Raw genomic sequence first — 19210 nt, forward strand, 5'->3', positions numbered from 1 at the left:
CAGGAACATTACCGCCGTCTAAAACTATTTGCCCCAAATCATTTTCAGGGCAATGACTAACATTGCTCCCCCAAAAATCCGCCCCAGTAATTCGTTAGAAATATTGGTGGCTACCCTAGCGCCAAACAAACTACCAAGCACAAATCCCAGGCAAATTAGTACCGCCACTTTGATGTCCACGTCCCCCTTTTGGTAGTAGGTCCAGGCCGCCGCTAAACCAATGGGAGGCACCATGAGGGCGAGGGTGGTGCCCTGGGCTAAATGTTGGCTAAAACCAAAACCGAATACTAGCACTGGCACAATGATCAATCCACCGCCGATACCAATCAGGCCGCTGGCAAAGCCGGCTATTAAACCTAGAGCAATAAAACTAATAATAGTAAAAGTGTTAATGGCCATCTTTGCTGGATAGAGTAAATAGGAAATTTTTCGTTCCAGTGTATGGCTAATCTGGGTCCAGGTTTTGACAATCTATCAAAGTGACGTCTAGAGGTGCTCTAAAAGCCTAGATTGGGCCGATGTTTTCCAGGGTCCAAAGGATGCGTTCCCCCACGATCGCCTCTGGTTCTTGTTCTACAAAAGACTGGAGAAAATCCTTTAGGGGTTGGCGGTAATGCTGGGCCTGCTTGGCTAAATTTTCCAGACCGGCGATCGCCCCGTAGCGTACCACCCATTCAGGATCTTCACAAACTTGGATCAGAGTGTCGTAAATGGCTTTTTGTACTGTCTCTTGTTCTTCCTGGGGTAGGGATTGCCAACGGAGAAAACCCAGTCCCTTGGCCGCCGCCCGCCGCACACTCAAGGCAAAATCCGTCAGGGCCGCTTCCTGCAATAGGGCCAATGCCCTGGGGTCGCCGATGCCAGCACAGGCTCTGGTGGCCCAGGCCCTAGCGCCATAATTGTAGCCATCCATATTGGCCAGCAAGTGAGTCATGGCCGCATCGCCGATTTGGATCAGCCCATCCACCGCCGCCACCGCTGCCCCTGGATTGTTGTAGCGCAACACCGTGGTTAATTGGGGCACTGCCAACGGCGATCGGGTGGCCGCCAAAGCCCGCACAGCCCCCACTAATTTGGCTGCCGAGTCTGCGGTTTCCACCGCTTGGATCAATCTTTCGATTTCTGGAGTTACGACGCTATTACCCTCCATGGTTTAGCCCCTGAAGCCTACGCTAATGACAGTGAACCACCTTAACATTGGTTTGACCCCAACCCCTGCACAAATACCTGGTATTGACAGGCGCTGAGCTATTCCCAGCCCTTAGCCATGGATCGTAGACGAAGTTTCTCTCTTATCAGAGCTGAATTAATGGGCCAAATGCGCCGCCGGGTCTAATTCCTCCAGGATGGTGAACTGCACATGATTAATCGCCAACTCACCAATGGAAACCACCTGCTTATTGACGGGAATGCCCTGACTCAATAATTGCTCAAAGGGTACATCCTTGGCGGTTTCGGCATGGTACCAAGCCAAACCCATAAAGAAACGGGTGGGGTACGGGCCACCGTCATTGGTGTCGTCGGGGTTAGATTCCATGGGCAACCAACCAATGCCAGGTAAATAAAATTCAAACCAAACATGGTTGAAGTCCGGCTCCATAGGCAAATTACGCTGGAGGGGATGGGGTGGACATTTATAGCGGCCAGCGGTGCGGCAAGCAATGCCATTCAAACGAGCTAGGGCTAACAAAACTCCCACATATTCCCCACAGGAACCGACCCCCCGGCGGAGAGCTAAGTCAGGGGTATCAATATGAGGTTTTATGCCGTAGGAAAGGCGATCGTAGACATAGTTCCGGATATTGAACATTTGGCGGAGGAGGTTGGTTTCCCGACCGATCGCCTCGGCCGCCGCCCGGATAATAATGTCCGTTTCCATGCTGAGGTTGTCGTTATCCACCAGGTAACGGTCGGCAAAACCCTCAGGTAAGGCGGGAAGATGCTCACAATCACTGGGTTTCAGGCGATATTTAATGCCCCATACTTCCATTTCCACCCGCCAGCCAAACACGGCCCGACTATCTAAATCAAGCTGGTCAAACTCAAACACCGCCACCTTTTGACCGTTGACATCATCAATGCGGCTAAAGGGTAAACCCACCGATTCAATTTTGCGAATTCTTTGGCGGGGGGTGACCGCCGGTAGAGCCATGCGCCATTCCACTTGTTTTAAATCAACGGGGTCCAGGGGGGCCAGCTCCTCAACGTAACGCATCTCCACCAGGTAACCGTTGGAAAAGGCACAGCACTGGTGGGGGTCGTTATAGAAATAGAGGGGATGGATGAAGGTGGTCTCCCGATACATCAACTCATGGTTAGGATCGGCGTTGGGATTGTCCCGGACGTAGGGTTCCTGTTGTACGTAGGCCACATAGAGGGTCGCTTTCCCTACGGCTTGATCATCATAAAAAGCCAGGCCAGTGGGGCTTTCAAAGGGGGTAATCAGGCTAAAGTTAATTTCCCCGGTGGCCCGGTCGAGGCAATAGACACTCTGTTCAGCACTGTCACAGACCCACAGTTCTTCCCCCCGCACGGTAATGTTTTCCACCCCAATGCCGGGACTGTAAAAAGTCGCCACTAGCTTGCGGGTATCCCGGCCATAGACCCAGATGTGGCCCCGTTTATGGCAGGTGATGTACACAGTGCTTTCCCAGATGGCCACCCCATTGACTGGGTCATCAAACCAAGCAAATACCTCGGGCTTGAGGTCTGGCCCCTCCAGATTACAGGTGTACACATACTGTCCTGAGCTAAACCATAACTGCCTGTCGGCGATCGCCAGGCCGGTGGCCCCGATGAATTCCTGCCAGTACTGGCCATTGAGCAACTTAGTGTTGTTGGTGTAGGGATCGATTTCCAACAGATAACCATTTTTGCTGTCCACAGCCAAGAGACGCTCTCCATCGAAGACAATGCCATGGATGGAAACAGCGGCCACGGGACGAATGGTTTTTCCCACAAAAGTAGATGAATCGGGCACAGAATCGACAACCATAGACACTAGATGGCAGGACAGTTTAGGCAATTCTACAGCTTAACAAAGGGACCGGTGGAGCAGATGCTCATCACGAACGTTCCCCTCCTACTGTCCCTAGAGGTCGTGCTACCATGCCGTTAGAATGGAAAGGAGGGCAACAAAAACCACTGTTAAACTGTCCTTCTGTCCTAGGAAAGTGCTTCTGTCTGGGCACAATGTTGAGAGAAATTGCCAAAAGGATTGAGACAATGGCTAATAGGATAGGTTCACTAAGTTTGGGTTTACTCACTGCCCTAATGGGGGGAGAGTCCCTGGTATCCGTGGCGACGGCCGTCCCTTCGGCCCCCCCCCTGGCGATCGCCCAGAATGGAGTTTCCCCTTTGACGGTGGACGTTTTAAAAAACCTGAGCTACACCATTCCCGACCAAGGTACATATTCCCTTAACAATGGTGTGTTCGCTGGGGGAACTTTTAGCCTTAATCTGATCAAGCCCATTGCCATTGGGGATGTGGACCAAGACGGCGACCAGGATGGGGCGGTGATTCTCCGCCGACAGAGTGTAGTTAGTGCCGACGAATTGATCTATCTAGCGGTGGTGACCGTGGAGCCCGATGGTTCCCCCACTAACCCTGACACCTATTTCCTTGGCGATCGGGTGCGGGTGCAAAGTTTAGTGGTTAAAAATGGGCAAATCCGTCTCAACATCTTGAAGCACCAGCCGGGAGATCCCCAATGTTGCCCCAGTGCACTGGTTTCGGAGGCGTATCAGTTGAACAGTGGAGAAGGGACCCTCGCGCCGATCACCCTCAATGAACAGCAACGCCAAGAAATTCACATTCAGGATTTACCAAGCCAGGCCCTTCCGGGGGATCAAGACGAGCCATTCCAGCCCTCCCTCGATCAATTCCAAATTCAACTCTAGCCTTTCCATATAGGGAAGTTAACTATTCGTTACCGCTCTTTTACTGAATTTATTGTTGGTTTTACTAAACATTGACCTTTTTCCCAGTCACAGCGGAGCTAAACCATGGAAGCCTTTTTTCTCTTCTTTCTCGTCTTCTTCGGATCGGCGATCGGTACATCCGTCAAAATTGTTAACGAAAAAAATGAATACCTAGTGGAACGCCTAGGAAGTTATAACAAAAAACTTACCCCAGGGCTGAATTTTACGGTTCCTATTTTGGATCGGGTCGTTTTTAAGCAAACCACCAGGGAAAAAGTCATCGACATTCCCCCCCAATCCTGTATTACCAAAGACAACGTGGCCATCACCGCCGATGCTGTGGTCTATTGGCGCATTATCGATATGGAGAAAGCTTATTACAAGGTGGAAAATTTACAGTCCGCCATGGTGAACTTGGTGTTGACCCAAATCCGCTCTGAAATTGGCAAGCTTGAGTTGGACCAAACCTTCACTGCCCGGACGGAAATTAATGAATTACTACTGCGGGAACTGGATATTTCCACCGACCCTTGGGGGGTGAAGGTTACTAGGGTGGAATTACGGGACATTATGCCTTCTAAAGCAGTGTTGGATTCCATGGAACTGCAAATGACCGCAGAGAGAAAAAAACGGGCGGCTATTCTCACTTCCGAAGGTCAACGGGATTCTGCCATCAACTCCGCCCAGGGGGATGCCCAAGCTCGGGTGTTAGAAGCGGAGGCTAAGAAAAAAGCGGCTATCCTCAATGCAGAAGCGGAACAACAGAAAAAAGTGTTGGAAGCTAAGGCTACAGCGGAGGCCCTCAGTATCCTTACGGAAAAATTGAGTTCTGATAACCATGCTCGGGAAGCGTTGCAATTCCTTTTGGCCCAGCAATATCTCAATATGGGCACCACCATTGGTAGTAGTGACAGTAGCAAAGTGATGTTCCTTGATCCCCGTAACATTCTTTCCACCCTGGAAGGAGTACGGTCTATTGTGGGGGATGGGGCCCTAGATGAAGGATTAGAGGCGGCTTTGAATAAGGTAGACCGCCATCGGGCAGTTTAGGCAGTTAGCTTGGGGGCTGGGCTTTCTTGCTAAAGGCTACCATTTCAGGTTATATTCAGTTTAAATTCCTTGGGTATTAGGTTTATTTTTTGACAATGCCCGGGATATTTTGGGGGGACTCCAACCCCTCAGGCTTGACGTCCAATGGAATCATTGACGTTGATCCAGGGATAACCAGCAAAAGTTATGCCCCTGTAGTGAATCGCCGTAAGCAGCCCCCGATTCTTCTTTTCTAATCGTTACCGGTTGTCGTTCTTGCGGTGAAGAAAAACAGATAGTTTTTTCCGTCTTAAACTGCCTCCAATACTCTTGCCTATCTATCTCCCCCGTCCGTGCGATGGGCGGCTGTCCCCTGGGAGTTTCCCTGGGAATATCTACGGCTTTCTCCAGCAAGCTGACTGTAACCCCTGTCCCCCAAAGGTCCCTGTTCACCCCCAATCGGGCAGCTGGGGTGGCAAAAAACGGTCACAACTATAGCAACTGAGATGACGGGAATAGTTCACTGGGCCAGAGGGTAGGTTGACCCTAGAGAGGAAAATATTCAGTTTACCCAATGTCCAACATTACAACATTTTTCTGTAGGCCACCTTGCCCCTGTCCACACCACTGGGACCGCTTTGGGATGGCCTTTTGAGGAATATATTTATGCCAAAACAAATTGTCATTGCTGAAAAACATCAGGTTGCTGCTGTTTTTTGGAAGGATCAAATTCAAGAATTGGTGGTGTCCACGGGCAGCCAACAGGTGGGAGATATTTATTTAGGCTTAGTTGACAATATTCTGCCCAGCATTGACGCCGCTTTTATTAACATTGGGGACACCGAAAAAAATGGCTTTATCCACGTCAGTGACCTCGGCCCAGTTAGATTAAGGCGCACCGCCGGTTCCATTTCTGAACTTTTATCTCCTCAACAAAGAGTGTTGGTGCAGGTGATGAAGGAACCCACCGGCAATAAGGGCCCCCGCCTAACTGGAAATATCAGTATGCCGGGGCGTTATATGGTGTTGATGCCCTATGGCCGGGGAGTGAATCTTTCCCGTCGGATTAACCGGGAGGAGGAACGCAGTCGTTTGAGGGCTTTGGCTGTGTTAATCAAGCCACCGGGCATGGGACTGCTAGTGCGGACTGAAGCGGAAGATGTGCCGGAAGATGCGATTATCGAAGATTTGGAAAATCTGCAAAAACAATGGGAATTGGTGCAACAACAGGCCATGACCCGTAGTGCCCCCATGCTTCTGGACCGGGATGATGATTTCATCAAGCGAGTGCTGCGGGATATGTACTCCAGCGAAGTGAATCGCATTGTGGTGGATACCCCGGCGGGGATGAAACGGATTAAACAACAGTTGATGAACTGGGATCAAGGTCGTTTGCCGGAGGGAGTTTTAATTGATTGTCACCGGGAATCCCTCAGTATTCTGGAGTATTTCCGGGTCAATGCCACTATCCGGGAAGCCCTTAAACCCAGGGTGGATCTGCCTTCGGGGGGTTATATAATCATTGAGCCGACGGAAGCTTTGACGGTAATTGACGTTAACTCTGGTTCCTTTACCCATTCGGCCAATTCCCGGGAAACGGTGCTCTGGACTAACTATGAAGCGGCGACGGAAATTGCGCGTCAGTTGAAACTGAGAAATATTGGCGGGGTGATCATTATCGATTTCATTGATATGGATTCCCATAAGGACCAGTTGCAACTTTTGGAGCATTTTAACCGCTGCTTGGAAACGGATAAGGCCAGGCCCCAGATCGCCCAGTTGACGGAGTTGGGACTAGTGGAGTTGACCCGTAAGCGCCAGGGACAAAATTTGTATGAACTATTTGGACAGCCTTGTCCTGAGTGTGGTGGTTTAGGACATTTGGTGGAACTCCCTGGCGAGAAGGGTTTTGTTTCCCTGTCCCCCACAGCGGTCAACAGTAGCATTCCCCCCCGGTTGGTGGAAAAACCGATTCTCTCTCCCCCCGTTGCCAAGGTCAATGACCTGCCCAAGAAGGAAGAAGCAAAAATATCTAGCCCCCTGGACTTACTTTTCCATCCTAATTATCAAGAGCAGGGCGATCGGGATAGTAACCGTCGTCGTCGTCGCCGTCGAGGCTCGGAGTTTTCTGAAAAGGAAAATATTAAATCTGTGGGAATTTCCCGTAGTAAGGGTCCCAGCCCCAGCCCCACTAAGGAGAAAGTGACGGGCACTGCTCCTCCCCGCCGTGAACGGCCTTCCCGTCGAGTGGAAAAAACCTTGGTTCCGGTCGATGTCGCCATGACAACGTTGGAGCAGGATATTTATGCTCGTATGGGAATTTCTCCCCTAATCAAAACGGAGTACGCTGATCAAGACCCCCGCTCCTTTATGGTTTCGGTGGTTACGGCGGGAGCGGCCTTGGAGGGAAACACTAACGGTAGTGGCAGTCTGGTTAATGCTGTTATTACAACGGTGGACAATGGAGACAACGGGGATAACGTCCCCAGTGATGGGTTGACAATTGTATCTGAGGTCACAGCCCCAACCCCGGTTATTGAGCAACCAAGGGAGGAAACGGTTGAGCCGGAACAGGTTGTCTTACCCCAACTTGATGATGAAACTCCAGCCGCTCCGGTGGCAGAGGAGTCTGCTCCCATAGAAACAAAAAAACGTCCTGGCAGAAGACGGCGGCGTTCTTCAGCGGAGTAGGTATTAGCTTGATTCACCCCTCCAGTGACTACAACGATCGCCAATGGTGGCAAGAAAGCCAAGGATTAGGTGGCGATCGCCTGGTGGCGGGGGTGGATGAAGTGGGGCGAGGCGCTTTATTCGGGCCAGTGGTGGCGGCGGCGGTGCTAGTGCCCATCGAAGCCATTAACCAATTGCAGGCCTTGGGGGTAAAGGATAGTAAACAGCTTTCTCCCCAACATCGTTCCCAGTTAGCCCAGGCACTGCCCGATTATGTCCATAGCTATGGCATTAGCTTTGCCGATGTGCCCACCATTAACCGGGTTAATATTCGTCAAGCCAGTCTGTTGGCCATGGAAAGGGCGGTGCAAAAATTGCCTGTTATGCCGGCCTGGGTGTTGGTGGACGGGCGGGATACTTTACCCCACATTGCCATGGCCCAAATGGCCGTTACGGGGGGGGATAGAAAATCTTTACTAATTAGTGCTGCCAGCATTTTGGCTAAGGTGTGGCGGGATACTTTAATTACCCGTTTAGCAGAACGCTTTCCTGGCTACGACCTGGCCAGCAATAAGGGTTATGGTACGGCCAAACATCGTCAAGGATTAAGGCAGTATGGTGCGACTCCTCTACACCGACCGCTTTTTTGCCGCAAAATTATTGAAAACCCAGATTGAGTAGCCCGGTCAACTGAGAAACTTTTGGCGTAGGGCCTGGATAATTTCCCCATTAGCCTTGGGAAAACGGTACTCGCCCAAATCGGTGATCGCCACCCAGCGGATTTCTTCACAGGCAATGGTTTGGGGCTGCCCCGAGAGATATTGACAGAGATGGACGTAGAGAGTTAGGCGCACCTGGGGATAACTATGGTCAATGGTGATCAGAGATTCCCCCACCGCCACTTCAATGGCAATTTCCTCCCGCACTTCTCGGACAATACATTCAGCCGCCGTTTCCCCCGGCTCTAGTTTGCCCCCAGGAAATTCCCATAGCCCCCCAAAGGAACCTCCCACCGGACGGCGATCGATCAATACTTCACCTTGGTCATTAATAATTACCGCTACGCCAATTTGTTTATGCTTGCTGGGAAAAGTCATAGAATTTGCCAGAAATTTACAAAATGAGCAAAAAATCCCCCAAGATATCGAATCTTAGGGGAATAATACAGAGTTTTAATGGTCTTTGACTAACAATTAACCCCGGCTAGCGTTACGACGGGCTTCCGCTGCTTCATCGGGGTGAATGCCCAAGCGGGTGAGGTTCAAGCGGCCTTTACTGTCAATTTCCCGTACTTTGACAATGACCTCATCGCCCACACCCACTTCATCTTCCACCTTGCCAACCCGGCCTTCCGTTAGCTGGGAAATGTGGATCATGCCTTCTTTTCCAGGTAGCACTTCCACAAAGGCACCAATGGGAATGATGCGGGTTACCCGACCGAGGTACACTTCCCCTTCGTTGAGTTTGCGGGTCATGTTATAAATCATTTGCCGCGCCCGTTCTGCCCGTTCCCCTTCACTGGAAGCAATGGTGACGGTACCGTCGTCGGCAATGTCAATCTTACAACTGGTTTGTTCGGTGATGCCCTTAATGGTTTTACCACCGGGCCCAATAACCATGCCGATGTGTTCCGGCTCAATTTTCAGGGTTAACAACCGGGGGGCAAAGGGAGACAACTCAGGACGGGGTTCCCGGATCGTCGCCAACATTTTGTCGAGGATATGGAGTCGGGCGGGGAGAGCTTGCATAATGGCTTTGGACACCACTTCCATGCTCAGACCATCAATTTTCATATCCATTTGCAGGGCGGTAATACCGGAATCGGTACCAGCTACTTTGAAATCCATGTCGCCAAGGAAATCTTCAATGCCCTGAATGTCGGTGAGAATGCGAATTTCATCCCCTTCCTTGATTAAACCCATGGCGGCGCCACTAACGGGTTTTTTAATCGGTACCCCCGCATCCATGAGAGCAAGGGTGGAGCCACAAACGGATCCCATGGAAGTGGAACCGTTGGAAGACAGCACTTCCGACACAACCCGTACCACATAGGGAAAGTCTTCCTGGGGGGGGAGCACTGGTATGATGGCCCGTTCAGCAAGAGCACCGTGGCCAATTTCTCGGCGGCCAGGGGAGCGCATGGGGCGGGCCTCACCGACGGAATAGGGGGGGAAGTTGTAGTGATGCAGATAACGTTTTTCGTCCTCGGGATGGAGGTCATCCGCTAAATCTTGGGCATCGCCGGGGGAACCAAGGGTAGCCAGGGAGAGCACCTGGGTTAAACCACGGTTAAACAGTCCACTGCCATGGACCCGGCGGGGTAGAAAACCGACTTCGCAGCTAATGGGGCGTACCTGTTCGAGTTTGCGGCCGTCTACCCGTACTCCATCATCAACAATCTGTTTCCGCATTAACTTTTTGGTCAATGCTTTGTAGAGGTTGCCGACTAGTTTGGGGTCTTCTTCTACACTTTGTTTAACGGGATCGGTTTCTGGTAATTCGGCGATCGCCGTTTCCACTTCGGTGGCTTTAATTTCATCGAGGGCGGCATCCCGACCATCTTTACCCAGGTCAAATTGACCGAGCACGGTGATGATTTTTTTAGAGGCTCTGTTTGCAATGAACTCTTCCACGGCGGTATTGACCGGGGGCGGCTCGGAAGTGGCCAGGGTAATGCCCAGGTCTGTCATCAATTCCCGCTGGGCGTTGATCAGATCCTGCACTGCTTCATAGCCAAAATCAATTGCTTCGATGATGTCCTGTTCCGGCAACTGGTTCGCCCCAGCTTCCACCATGACAATACCGGCGGGGGTACCGGCCACCACCAGGTCCAAATCTCCGTTATGGACTTCCCGATAGGTGGGATTAATAATGAAATCATCCCCTACTAAACCTACCCGCACAGCGGCCATGGGACCTTTGAAAGGAATTTGGGCCAGGATGACCGCCACGGAAGCCCCGGTCACCGCTAACACATCGGGGGGCACTTCCTCATCCATGGAGAGGGTGGTGGCTACTATTTGCAGTTCATCCCGCAGCCAATGGGGGAATAGGGGACGCAAAGGACGGTCAATGAGGCGGCTGATTAATGTGGCCTTTTCTGGGGGTCGGCCTTCCCGCCGCAAAAAACCGCCCGGAATACGGCCTGCGGCATAGAGTCGTCCTTCGTAGTCCACCGTTAAGGGTAGAAAATCAATGCCATCCCTTCCTTTAGCTCTGGTCGCCGTGACCAACACCGCTGTATCGCCGGATTGAATGAGGACTGAACCTCCTGCTTGGGGGGCTAGGGTTCCCATTTTGAGTCTTATATCCCGTCCGTCGAAGGATATGGACTTGTCAAACTCTTGCATTTAACGTGTTTTCCTTATGTGCTATGACGTTTCTTCTTCTCAGCAGATCCTAACACCATTGACGAACCCTGGGCCGACCAAAGGTTGATCACCGGGGAAATGGGCCTTGTCCACCGGGTGTCGGGTATTAGGTATTGATGATGGTACGGGCTGGGACAAAGGTGAAGCTACCCAGTTGGCCCCAACGGCTGGCGGGGAAAAAACGAAATAGGGCATGGCCGATGATATTTTGCTGGGGTAAAAATCCCCATACATGGGAATCATTGCTGTTGTTGCGGTTATCCCCCATGACAAACACCTGACCGTCCGGCACCCGCACTGCGGGCAAATTATATTGGGGCGGCTCCAAAATATATTCTTCCTGTAAAGGTTGCCCATCCCGGTAAACAATGCCGTTGTTAACTTCCACTGTTTGCCCCGGCAACGCAATGACTCGTTTAATAAATGCCTGCCCTAGATCATAGCCTTGTACTTGCAGCAACTCCGGCGGATGGAACACAATAATGTCCCCCACCTGGGGTGGATGGAAATGGTAGGACACCTTCTCCACCACCAGGCGATCGCCTTGTTCGAGGGTGGGCAACATGGAATCGGAGGGAATGTAGCGGGGTTCCGCCACAAAGAAACGCAGCAGCAGGGCCAGCACCAGGGCCACCATGAGCAGGGGGATGTTTTCCTTGATGAATTGCCAAGGGGAAGGGATGGGGGAATTTTGCATAAAAGGGAATCGAACGGGAAAAGCTCCTCGGGTTAGAATCTGGGGAGATTGATGGGGCTAGATACATGGGCAAACCCTGACAGCTAGGGCAAACCTCGGTAAGCAAAGGCCACAGATCAAGCATAATCGAGGAGAGACTGCGTACCCAAACGCCGCCTGACATTGTTGAATTTCGCTTTTCAAACCCTTTTTCCATCGCCCTATGGTTAGCCTCACCCCCAATCCGAGTTATAGCGTCAGCCTACTGTTGGAACTCCCCAACCACGCCGGAACTTTGGCCAGCGTTACCCAGGCGATCGCCGATGCGGGGGGCAGTTTTGGGCAAATTTCCCTGATTGAGAGTAACTTAAAACTCACCCGGCGGGAAATTGCGGTGGATGCTTCCAGCAGTGAGCACGCCGAAAAAATTATTGGGGCAGTGAAAGCTCTGGATAATGTCAAATTGCTGAAGGTGTCCGATCGCACCTTTGATTTACACCGTCAGGGCAAAATTAGCGTGGTTAGTCGCATTCCCCTCACCTCCCAATCGGATTTGGCCATGGCCTATACCCCAGGGGTGGGGCGCATCTGTCGGGCGATCGCCGAAGATCCGGAAAAGGTTTATTCCCTGACCATTAAAAGCAATACGGTGGCGGTGGTGACCGATGGCAGTGCGGTGTTGGGGTTGGGTAACCTGGGGCCGGAAGCGGCTTTACCAGTGATGGAAGGCAAGGCCATGTTATTCAAGGAATTTGCCCAACTGGACGCTTTTCCCATCTGTTTGGATACCCAGGATACGGAGGAAATTATTCGCACCGTCAAGGCGATCGCCCCGGTGTTTGGCGGCGTAAATTTGGAAGACATTGCCGCTCCCCGGTGTTTTGAAATTGAAGCCCGGCTGAAAAAAGAATTAAATATTCCTGTATTTCACGATGATCAGCACGGCACCGCCATTGTTACCCTGGCCGCTTTGTTAAATGCCCTCAAATTTGTTGGTAAAGCCATGGCCGCTGTCCGCATTGTCATCAACGGCGCTGGGGCTGCTGGGTTGGCGATCGCCGAATTGCTCAAGGAATCCGGAGCCACCGATATTTGGATTTGCGACTCCAAGGGCATTGTGGGCAAACATCGCACCGATTTAAACAGCAAAAAACAGAGCTTTGCGGTGGATGCGGAAGGGACTTTAGCCGATGCTATGGCTGGAGCTGATGTGTTTTTAGGGGTGAGTGCGCCGGGGGTAGTGACCAAGGAAATGGTGCAATCCATGGCCAAGGACCCGATTGTGTTTGCCATGGCCAACCCTATCCCCGAAATTCAGCCGGAATTAATCCAAGAGGATGCGGCGGTTATTGCCACGGGGCGCAGTGATTACCCCAACCAAATTAACAATGTGCTTGCCTTTCCGGGGGTTTTCCGGGGAGCCATTGACTGTAGAGCTAGCATTATTACCACCACCATGTGCATCGAAGCGGCCAAGGCGATCGCCTCTTTGGTGCACAGCAACACCCTAGATAGTGAGCATATTATTCCTTCGGTTTTTGACAATCGGGTCGCCACTACCGTAGCCAGTGCAGTGCAGTTGGCCGCCCGCAATGAAGGGGTGGCCGGTCAATAGTTAATCGGGAATTGTTAAACCTTTACTGGTCAACCATTCCTGATTGTAAAGACGGGATTGGTAACGGGCTCCTCCGTCACAAAGTACGGTAACAATGGTATGCCCCGGCCCAAGTTTTTTGGCCAATTGGTAAGCCGCTCCCACATTAATGCCCACGGAACCGCCCATAAATAGGCCATCCCGCCGCAGAAGTTGGTACACCACCCGCAACGCTTCTGGATCGTCAATTTGCACCGCATCGTCAATGGGCACATTTTCCATGTTGGCGGTGATGCGACTGTTGCCAATGCCTTCGGTGATGGAGTTGCCGCTGGGGTTAATCTCCCCAGTTTTGATGAAGCTATACAGCCCACTACCCATGGGGTCCGCCACCACGCATTGCACGGCCTCAGACTGTTCTTTAAGATACAGGGCTACCCCTGCATAGGTTCCTCCGGTGCCAGTGGCTGCCACCCAAGCATCTACTTTGCCGTCCGTTTGTTGCCAAATTTCGGGGCCGGTGGTGTGGTAGTGGGCATCACGGTTGGCCAAATTATCAAATTGATTGGCCCAAATGGCGTTATCTAATTCTGCGGCAATGCGTCCGGAGAGTTTGACGTAATTGTTGGGATCCCGGTAGGGCACGGCGGGCACGGTCCTGACTTCTGCCCCCAGGGTGCGGAGCAAATCAATTTTTTCCTGGGATTGGGTGTCGGGAATGACAATTAAGCATTTATAACCCTTGGCGTTGCAAATGTGGGCGAGACCAATGCCCGTATTACCCGCTGTGCCTTCCACCACAGTGCCACCGGGTTTGAGCTTCCCTTCCTTTTCGGCGGTTTCGATGATGCCCAGGGCGGCCCGGTCTTTGACAGAACCACCAGGGTTCATAAATTCTGCTTTGCCTAAAATTTCACAGCCGGTTTCGTCACTGAAACTGTTAAGGCGAATCAAGGGGGTGTGGCCAATGGAGTCCACAAAGCCGTGCTTAATATCCATGCTGAGTTGAGGTAAGGCGGTCAAGCGGGGGTTAAAACCCTGTTAGGTTATCCTACCCCAGGGAGGATGGGCTGATGTAGGGGGAATTTCTGCCGCAATTGATTGATCCAGGTCAATTATTCATAATTTGGATGCCGTGGCCGATGGTGTGGGTTAGCCAAAAATCCACGTCGGGGTCGTTTAATTTTTCTTTGGCGATCGCCAGGACCTGTTCCGCTTCTGCTTGCTCCCGGCAAAGGGTAAACACGCTGGGGCCGGAGCCGGACATCATGGTGCCCAATCCCCCCGCTGACTGTAGGACCTGACGTAACTGGGCTACAGGCTGATGAGCCGGGAGCACAACTTTTTCTAAATCGTTGTGGATATGGCTGGCGATTTGCCCTGGGTTGCGGTGCTGAATGCCCTGGAGTAGGGGCCCTGCATGGATGGTTTTCCGCCGGGCTCGCTGGGACTGGTCATCGTTTAGGTAATTCTTGCCAAACTTTTGACGATAGGTTTGGTAAGCCCAGGGGGTAGAAACTTCTATGGAACGATGTTTGGCCAATACCACCCAGAAGCAATTGCCGTCCGGTAAGGGGTCGAGGATTTCCCCCCGTCCCGTGGCGATCGCCGTGCCACCGCCAATGCAAAAGGGAATGTCGGAACCCAGTTGGGCCGCTAACTGTTCTAATTCCGGCCTGGTTAAGCCTAAATTCCAGAGCAGGTCTAAACCGACTAACACCGCCGCTGCATCGGCCGAGCCCCCCGCTAAGCCCGCCGCCATGGGAATATGCTTGGTCAAGGTGATATCTACGCCGCCGTAATTATCATGGGCTTGGGGAAAATTGTTAATCATCAACTGGGCCGCTCGGTAGGCCAAATTGGTGGCATCGTTGGCCAAGGGACTATCCCCACAACTGAGCCGGATGTCATCGGTGCCGTTGGCCCGCACGGTAATTTTATCCCCCAGGGCAATGCTCTGCAACACCATTACCAATTCGTGGAAACCGTCGGGGCGATCGCCAAGAATTTCGAGGAAAAGATTAATTTTGGCCGGGGCATGGAGGGTGTAGGAATGCATTAAGTTGGGGGTGAAAGAGGGGCAATAAATCAGTTAAATCTAACCACTCAAGTTATCGCCTAACATTTTACGGCGATTGGCGAATCCTAATTTGATCTTTATTTTTTGTCCTTAATAATTATATTCAAGATCTCTGGAAGAGTAAAATAAATATAGTAAAGAATTGGCGTGCCAACAACATCTATTGTCCCAAAATTACGACATAAATCAGAGTTGGGTATTTTAAGTTGAGGAACTTGAATCGGAGTGGAATCAATATGAAAAGTTATACACCATTTAACTTTAATTTTTAATTTTCTATGTTCATCTCTATCTTCTTCTTTTTCTCCCAAATCATAAAATAAATTGTCGTAAAAATAGTCTATATTTATTTTATTAAATTCTTTACCAATAATACTTTGTGAATATGGAAAATAAGATTCCATAAGATTTGGAATATCCACTTGAATTTCTTTGAAAAAGATTTCTACTTGTTCAAGAATATAAGTCCTGGCATTTTTTCTTTGCGCCTCATTTTGGAAAGTAATCAAAGGAATATAATTGCTTTTTAAGTCTTCATTTTCGAATAAAATAATTTCTTTTTTTTTAACTGAAGCATGAGCATTATTTTTTCGAAATTGGTAATAATTCTTCTCACGAATTGGGCTATCAAAGTCTGATGCCTCAGTAATACCCAAATAAATATTTTGTATTGCAACAAAATTTGCCTTAAATATTTGAATACCTCTAATGTGAAATCTGTCCTCCATAATTCCCAGAAAATTACTCTCAGATTCGAGTTTGTCAACATAATAAAAAGGAATAAAAAAGTAATTTCCGATAGTGGCTTGAGGAAAAACTTGTTGCAATGCTAATTCATAACCAAGTTGTTTTTCCAAAGCTACTCTGTACCCTTTATCAGTTTCTTCTAAAGATTTATTTTCATAATCTTCATATTTTTTTAAAGAAATATTCTTAAAATCCACAATTGCAAAGTAACTTGAATCTTCATTTTTAGTAACAGTAACTAGGTCTGGCTGTGGATATCGACGCAACTGATTGGGGTAATCTGATCTAGTCACTTTATATTTCACGTCAGGAAAGATTCTCGCCTTTAAATCCCATTCAATACAGAATAATTCTCGCCAATAGAGTGGCTTGTAATTATTGGGATGGTCAACTTCAGACTGTTTTTTTTGATATAGCCACTGATTACTAGATTTATTTTTCCACCAACCAACTCTATTTTGTTCGCTTTCTGGTCTATGATGTTTAGAATTTCTAATTCTATTATTTTTATAGCCTACTATCGGAATATCAGTATCTGCAAAGCCAATTTTATTAAAATCATTCTGAATAGGGTTAAAGTTCTTCTTAAAGAAGTAAGTTTGACACATATCTTCCCAAACATAATCAAAACCTTGTTCTCCTTGTATTCCCCAAAAATCGCCATCATCTAAGTTTGGGTTTAATCCCCCATACAAAAAAATCTCGATAGCTTCATATAGCCCCCAATAATCAGCATCTTTATAATGCGTATTTCTATCTATATTATCAAGAGCCTCTTTGCAAATTGAAAGAGTTTCTTCAAAAGTATCTTGGTCAAAAAGAGAATGATTAATAGTTAAATAGTGATCTCTAAATCTTTGAGATAAAAATTGAATATCCTGACTTCTATCATAAATATGATCAAGTACATCTTCCTGCAATTGTTGAATAATTTCATCGAGAATAAAACAATAAAGATCAACTATATCGGTGCTTTCATGACTTATCATTGAACGCGGTAAGTTCATAACATCGATATAAATTGCTCCATTATTTAAATAAATAGCTCTATCTAAATATTTATAAATTTTAGAATAGTCTATTTCTTCACTGCGTCGAGCTTTTTTTTCGATAGAATTGAGCGCCAAATCATCATAAGCCTCTAATATTCGTTCAATCATCGAAAGTTTACTGTATAAAATACACTCGCTTGCCTCTTTATAGTCTAAACTAATACCACCCGTGCTTAAATTGACCTGGTCTTGGTTTTTCTTGTTTTTAGCATCTTTTCTTGTGACTCTTGAATTATTCTCATTATCACGATCAAACTTCCTTAGTGTTCGATACATCAAAAAGAAAGAATCACGGACTTTATTGAATTTGTCGGTATCTTCAGAAGTAGCTGCATTTTGATATTTATCAATAAAATTGTCAAAACCTTTTGGTAAATAAAAAGCATATCCATCAGGTTCAGATTTAATACCTACAAAGTCTGAGTTTGTTTTTAGATTAAGTTGCGAAAAGTTCCACATAATATGTAAATAAAACTATTCAATGAAAAGAAAACTTAGATTATTTTGATTGATAATTTATGAGATTCATTACAAAAGCTTCATGATGTGTAATAAAGTCTCCAAAAGTTACTAATTTTTTATCATTTTTGTTAAATCCTAAAAGTTCTCGAAGTGGATTTTTGTCTCGGTTAAAAACACTATCCCAAACAAAAAACATCAATTTATTTTTTATTTGATCTTCTGTAACTATTGCTGTATTTATGAAATGATAGCCTATTTGCATATCTTCTATTCTGCCACTTCTCACAGAATTATGATTATCTTTAATGAAGTTGTTAAATTTTTCTACTAAATCTGTCCACTTTAAATTAACATTTCCATAATCTATTAAAATAACATTATTTATTTCTTGATCATTATCTTGTTTCCAATCTACGTATTCCCACTCCCAACGTCTTTTAAAGGCATTATCCATAAAATATATAGAATTATCAGAAGTATTCATTGTTCCAAAAATGGAAAGATTGTAAGGAATACGAATTGAACTACCTACTGCTGTATTAACTTTTACTTTAATTTTAATTTCCTCAAATACAGTAAATTTTTCTAGCACGTTAGACGAACCTTTATTTTGATATTTGTATGTAGGATTACCATCATCTATTCCCGTTTGTTGAAAGCCTATTAGTTCAACCATTTTTCTAAATTCTAAATCGGAAATATTAATACCATAAGCTGACCAACCATCTCGACCTCGATCTAAAAGTTGAAAAACTGTCCCAAAAATTGCAGAAGAATTACCTCGATTAATTTCATCAATTACTAAGGCAACGTTTTGAGCTTGTACACCTTCCTTCTGAGCAATGATAATATTTTTATACGCTTGTGCTAGTGCCTTCAAAAAATGTCCTTCATAAAATTGATAATAAACACTCTTATCTTTATCATCATTCATAGTCATTGGCATTAATTTTCCCATAAAATCGCCATAGGTGTATTCGGGATGAAAAACAGTCTTAATTAAATTTTCAGGATGAATATTTTTATCAATACCTAAAACTTGTTTAACAATTCCACCATCATCATCATTAGAAATCTTATGGCTTTTGCCAGTACCAGGACAACCGAAAAATATTTTTTGAATTGGACTATTCATAACTTTGTAATGACCTTTGCTTTTATCATTGCCTTGATGCTGCAAGCGATCAAGTAAATCTAATAACTGTTCATCAGTAAGTTTATCGCGGACTATTTGCCCGTAAGTCTTGCGAATATAGTTGTACTGCTCTGATTGCCTCCATCTTAAACGTTCAAACTCTTTATTGGTTTTAGCTATAAAATCTCTCCGCTTAAGAGATTCAAAATCTTCCATAGTTTCGTATGGTTGTTGCTTTTGTAGATCCGTTTTGAGCCACTTACTTAATATAATATTACTCACATTCCGCACACGCTATATGGAGCGTAGCAGTATAAATAAATGCGCAGTAAACACAGTATAAGCAAAAACTATTGCGCTATCAATAGCAGCAATCTGCGAAATGTCAGTATTAGTGAATAATTATTCATATTATATCTAAAAAGGTTATCCCACACAACAAAAAATGGGTAGTTATTAACCACCCTTCAAAT

The 19210-nt window shown here is 47.6% G+C and carries 15 protein-coding genes; 5 read left to right on the top strand and 10 right to left on the bottom strand.

Features of this window, described 5'->3' with window-relative positions; translation table 11 throughout:
- Positions 1-24: 24 nt before the first annotated feature.
- From H6G46_RS01770 to H6G46_RS01780, 3 genes are all read right to left on the bottom strand, one after another.
- Complete coding sequence (locus tag H6G46_RS01770) at positions 25-399, bottom strand: sulfite exporter TauE/SafE family protein (RefSeq protein WP_010871281.1); 375 nt, start codon at positions 397-399, stop codon at positions 25-27.
- A 106-nt stretch (positions 400-505) separates the two neighbouring features.
- Positions 506-1150, bottom strand: a complete 645-nt coding sequence (locus H6G46_RS01775; RefSeq protein WP_010871282.1) for a HEAT repeat domain-containing protein — start codon at positions 1148-1150, stop codon at positions 506-508.
- A gap of 156 nt (positions 1151-1306) precedes the next feature.
- Entirely contained in the window at positions 1307-2995 is a 1689-nt protein-coding gene (locus H6G46_RS01780; RefSeq protein WP_020861355.1) for a transglutaminase family protein, read from the bottom strand.
- Positions 2996-3225: 230 nt separating this feature from the next.
- Here H6G46_RS01780 and H6G46_RS01785 point away from each other — a divergent pair, with 230 nt between their 5' ends.
- The 4 genes from H6G46_RS01785 (at position 3226) to H6G46_RS01800 (ending at position 8297) form a co-directional block, all read left to right on the top strand.
- Positions 3226-3900, top strand: coding sequence for a hypothetical protein (locus H6G46_RS01785; protein WP_020861356.1), 675 nt, complete (start codon positions 3226-3228; stop codon positions 3898-3900).
- A gap of 105 nt (positions 3901-4005) precedes the next feature.
- Positions 4006-4971 carry an SPFH domain-containing protein gene (locus tag H6G46_RS01790; RefSeq protein ID WP_010871285.1) on the top strand — a complete coding sequence of 322 codons (966 nt, stop codon included), beginning with the start codon at positions 4006-4008 and terminating at the stop codon, positions 4969-4971.
- Between the two features lie 645 nt (positions 4972-5616).
- Positions 5617-7641 (top strand): Rne/Rng family ribonuclease, encoded by a 2025-nt coding sequence (locus H6G46_RS01795; RefSeq protein WP_010871286.1) that lies wholly within the window; start codon positions 5617-5619, stop codon positions 7639-7641.
- Positions 7642-7724: 83 nt separating this feature from the next.
- Positions 7725-8297, top strand: coding sequence for a ribonuclease HII (locus H6G46_RS01800; RefSeq protein WP_010871287.1), 573 nt, complete (start codon positions 7725-7727; stop codon positions 8295-8297).
- A gap of 9 nt (positions 8298-8306) precedes the next feature.
- On the opposite strand, the gene mutT is transcribed toward H6G46_RS01800, so the two are convergent.
- The 3 genes from mutT to lepB form a co-directional block, all read right to left on the bottom strand.
- Positions 8307-8717, bottom strand: coding sequence for an 8-oxo-dGTP diphosphatase MutT (gene mutT / locus H6G46_RS01805; protein ID WP_010871288.1), 411 nt, complete (start codon positions 8715-8717; stop codon positions 8307-8309).
- A gap of 96 nt (positions 8718-8813) precedes the next feature.
- Complete coding sequence (locus H6G46_RS01810) at positions 8814-10970, bottom strand: polyribonucleotide nucleotidyltransferase (RefSeq protein WP_010871289.1); 2157 nt, start codon at positions 10968-10970, stop codon at positions 8814-8816.
- A 127-nt stretch (positions 10971-11097) separates the two neighbouring features.
- Positions 11098-11688: a signal peptidase I gene (gene lepB, locus H6G46_RS01815; RefSeq protein ID WP_010871290.1), complete on the bottom strand. Its 591-nt coding sequence runs from the start codon at positions 11686-11688 to the stop codon at positions 11098-11100.
- A gap of 202 nt (positions 11689-11890) precedes the next feature.
- Between lepB and H6G46_RS01820 the strand changes: the two genes are divergently transcribed.
- Positions 11891-13282, top strand: a complete 1392-nt coding sequence (locus H6G46_RS01820; protein ID WP_010871291.1) for an NAD-dependent malic enzyme — start codon at positions 11891-11893, stop codon at positions 13280-13282.
- Here H6G46_RS01820 and H6G46_RS01825 read toward each other — a convergent pair whose 3' ends face one another.
- From H6G46_RS01825 to H6G46_RS01840, 4 genes are all read right to left on the bottom strand, one after another.
- Entirely contained in the window at positions 13283-14260 is a 978-nt protein-coding gene (locus H6G46_RS01825; protein WP_010871292.1) for a cysteine synthase A, read from the bottom strand. It lies immediately after the preceding gene.
- A 112-nt stretch (positions 14261-14372) separates the two neighbouring features.
- Entirely contained in the window at positions 14373-15320 is a 948-nt protein-coding gene (ispE, locus tag H6G46_RS01830) for a 4-(cytidine 5'-diphospho)-2-C-methyl-D-erythritol kinase (protein WP_010871293.1), read from the bottom strand.
- 98 nt (positions 15321-15418) lie between these two features.
- Positions 15419-17599: a hypothetical protein gene (locus H6G46_RS01835; protein ID WP_010871294.1), complete on the bottom strand. Its 2181-nt coding sequence runs from the start codon at positions 17597-17599 to the stop codon at positions 15419-15421.
- Positions 17600-17639: 40 nt separating this feature from the next.
- Complete coding sequence (locus H6G46_RS01840) at positions 17640-18953, bottom strand: McrB family protein (RefSeq protein ID WP_020861358.1); 1314 nt, start codon at positions 18951-18953, stop codon at positions 17640-17642.
- Positions 18954-19210 lie beyond the last annotated feature (257 nt).

Source organism: Synechocystis sp. FACHB-908 (assembly GCF_014698595.1).
GTDB lineage: Bacteria > Cyanobacteriota > Cyanobacteriia > Cyanobacteriales > Microcystaceae > Synechocystis.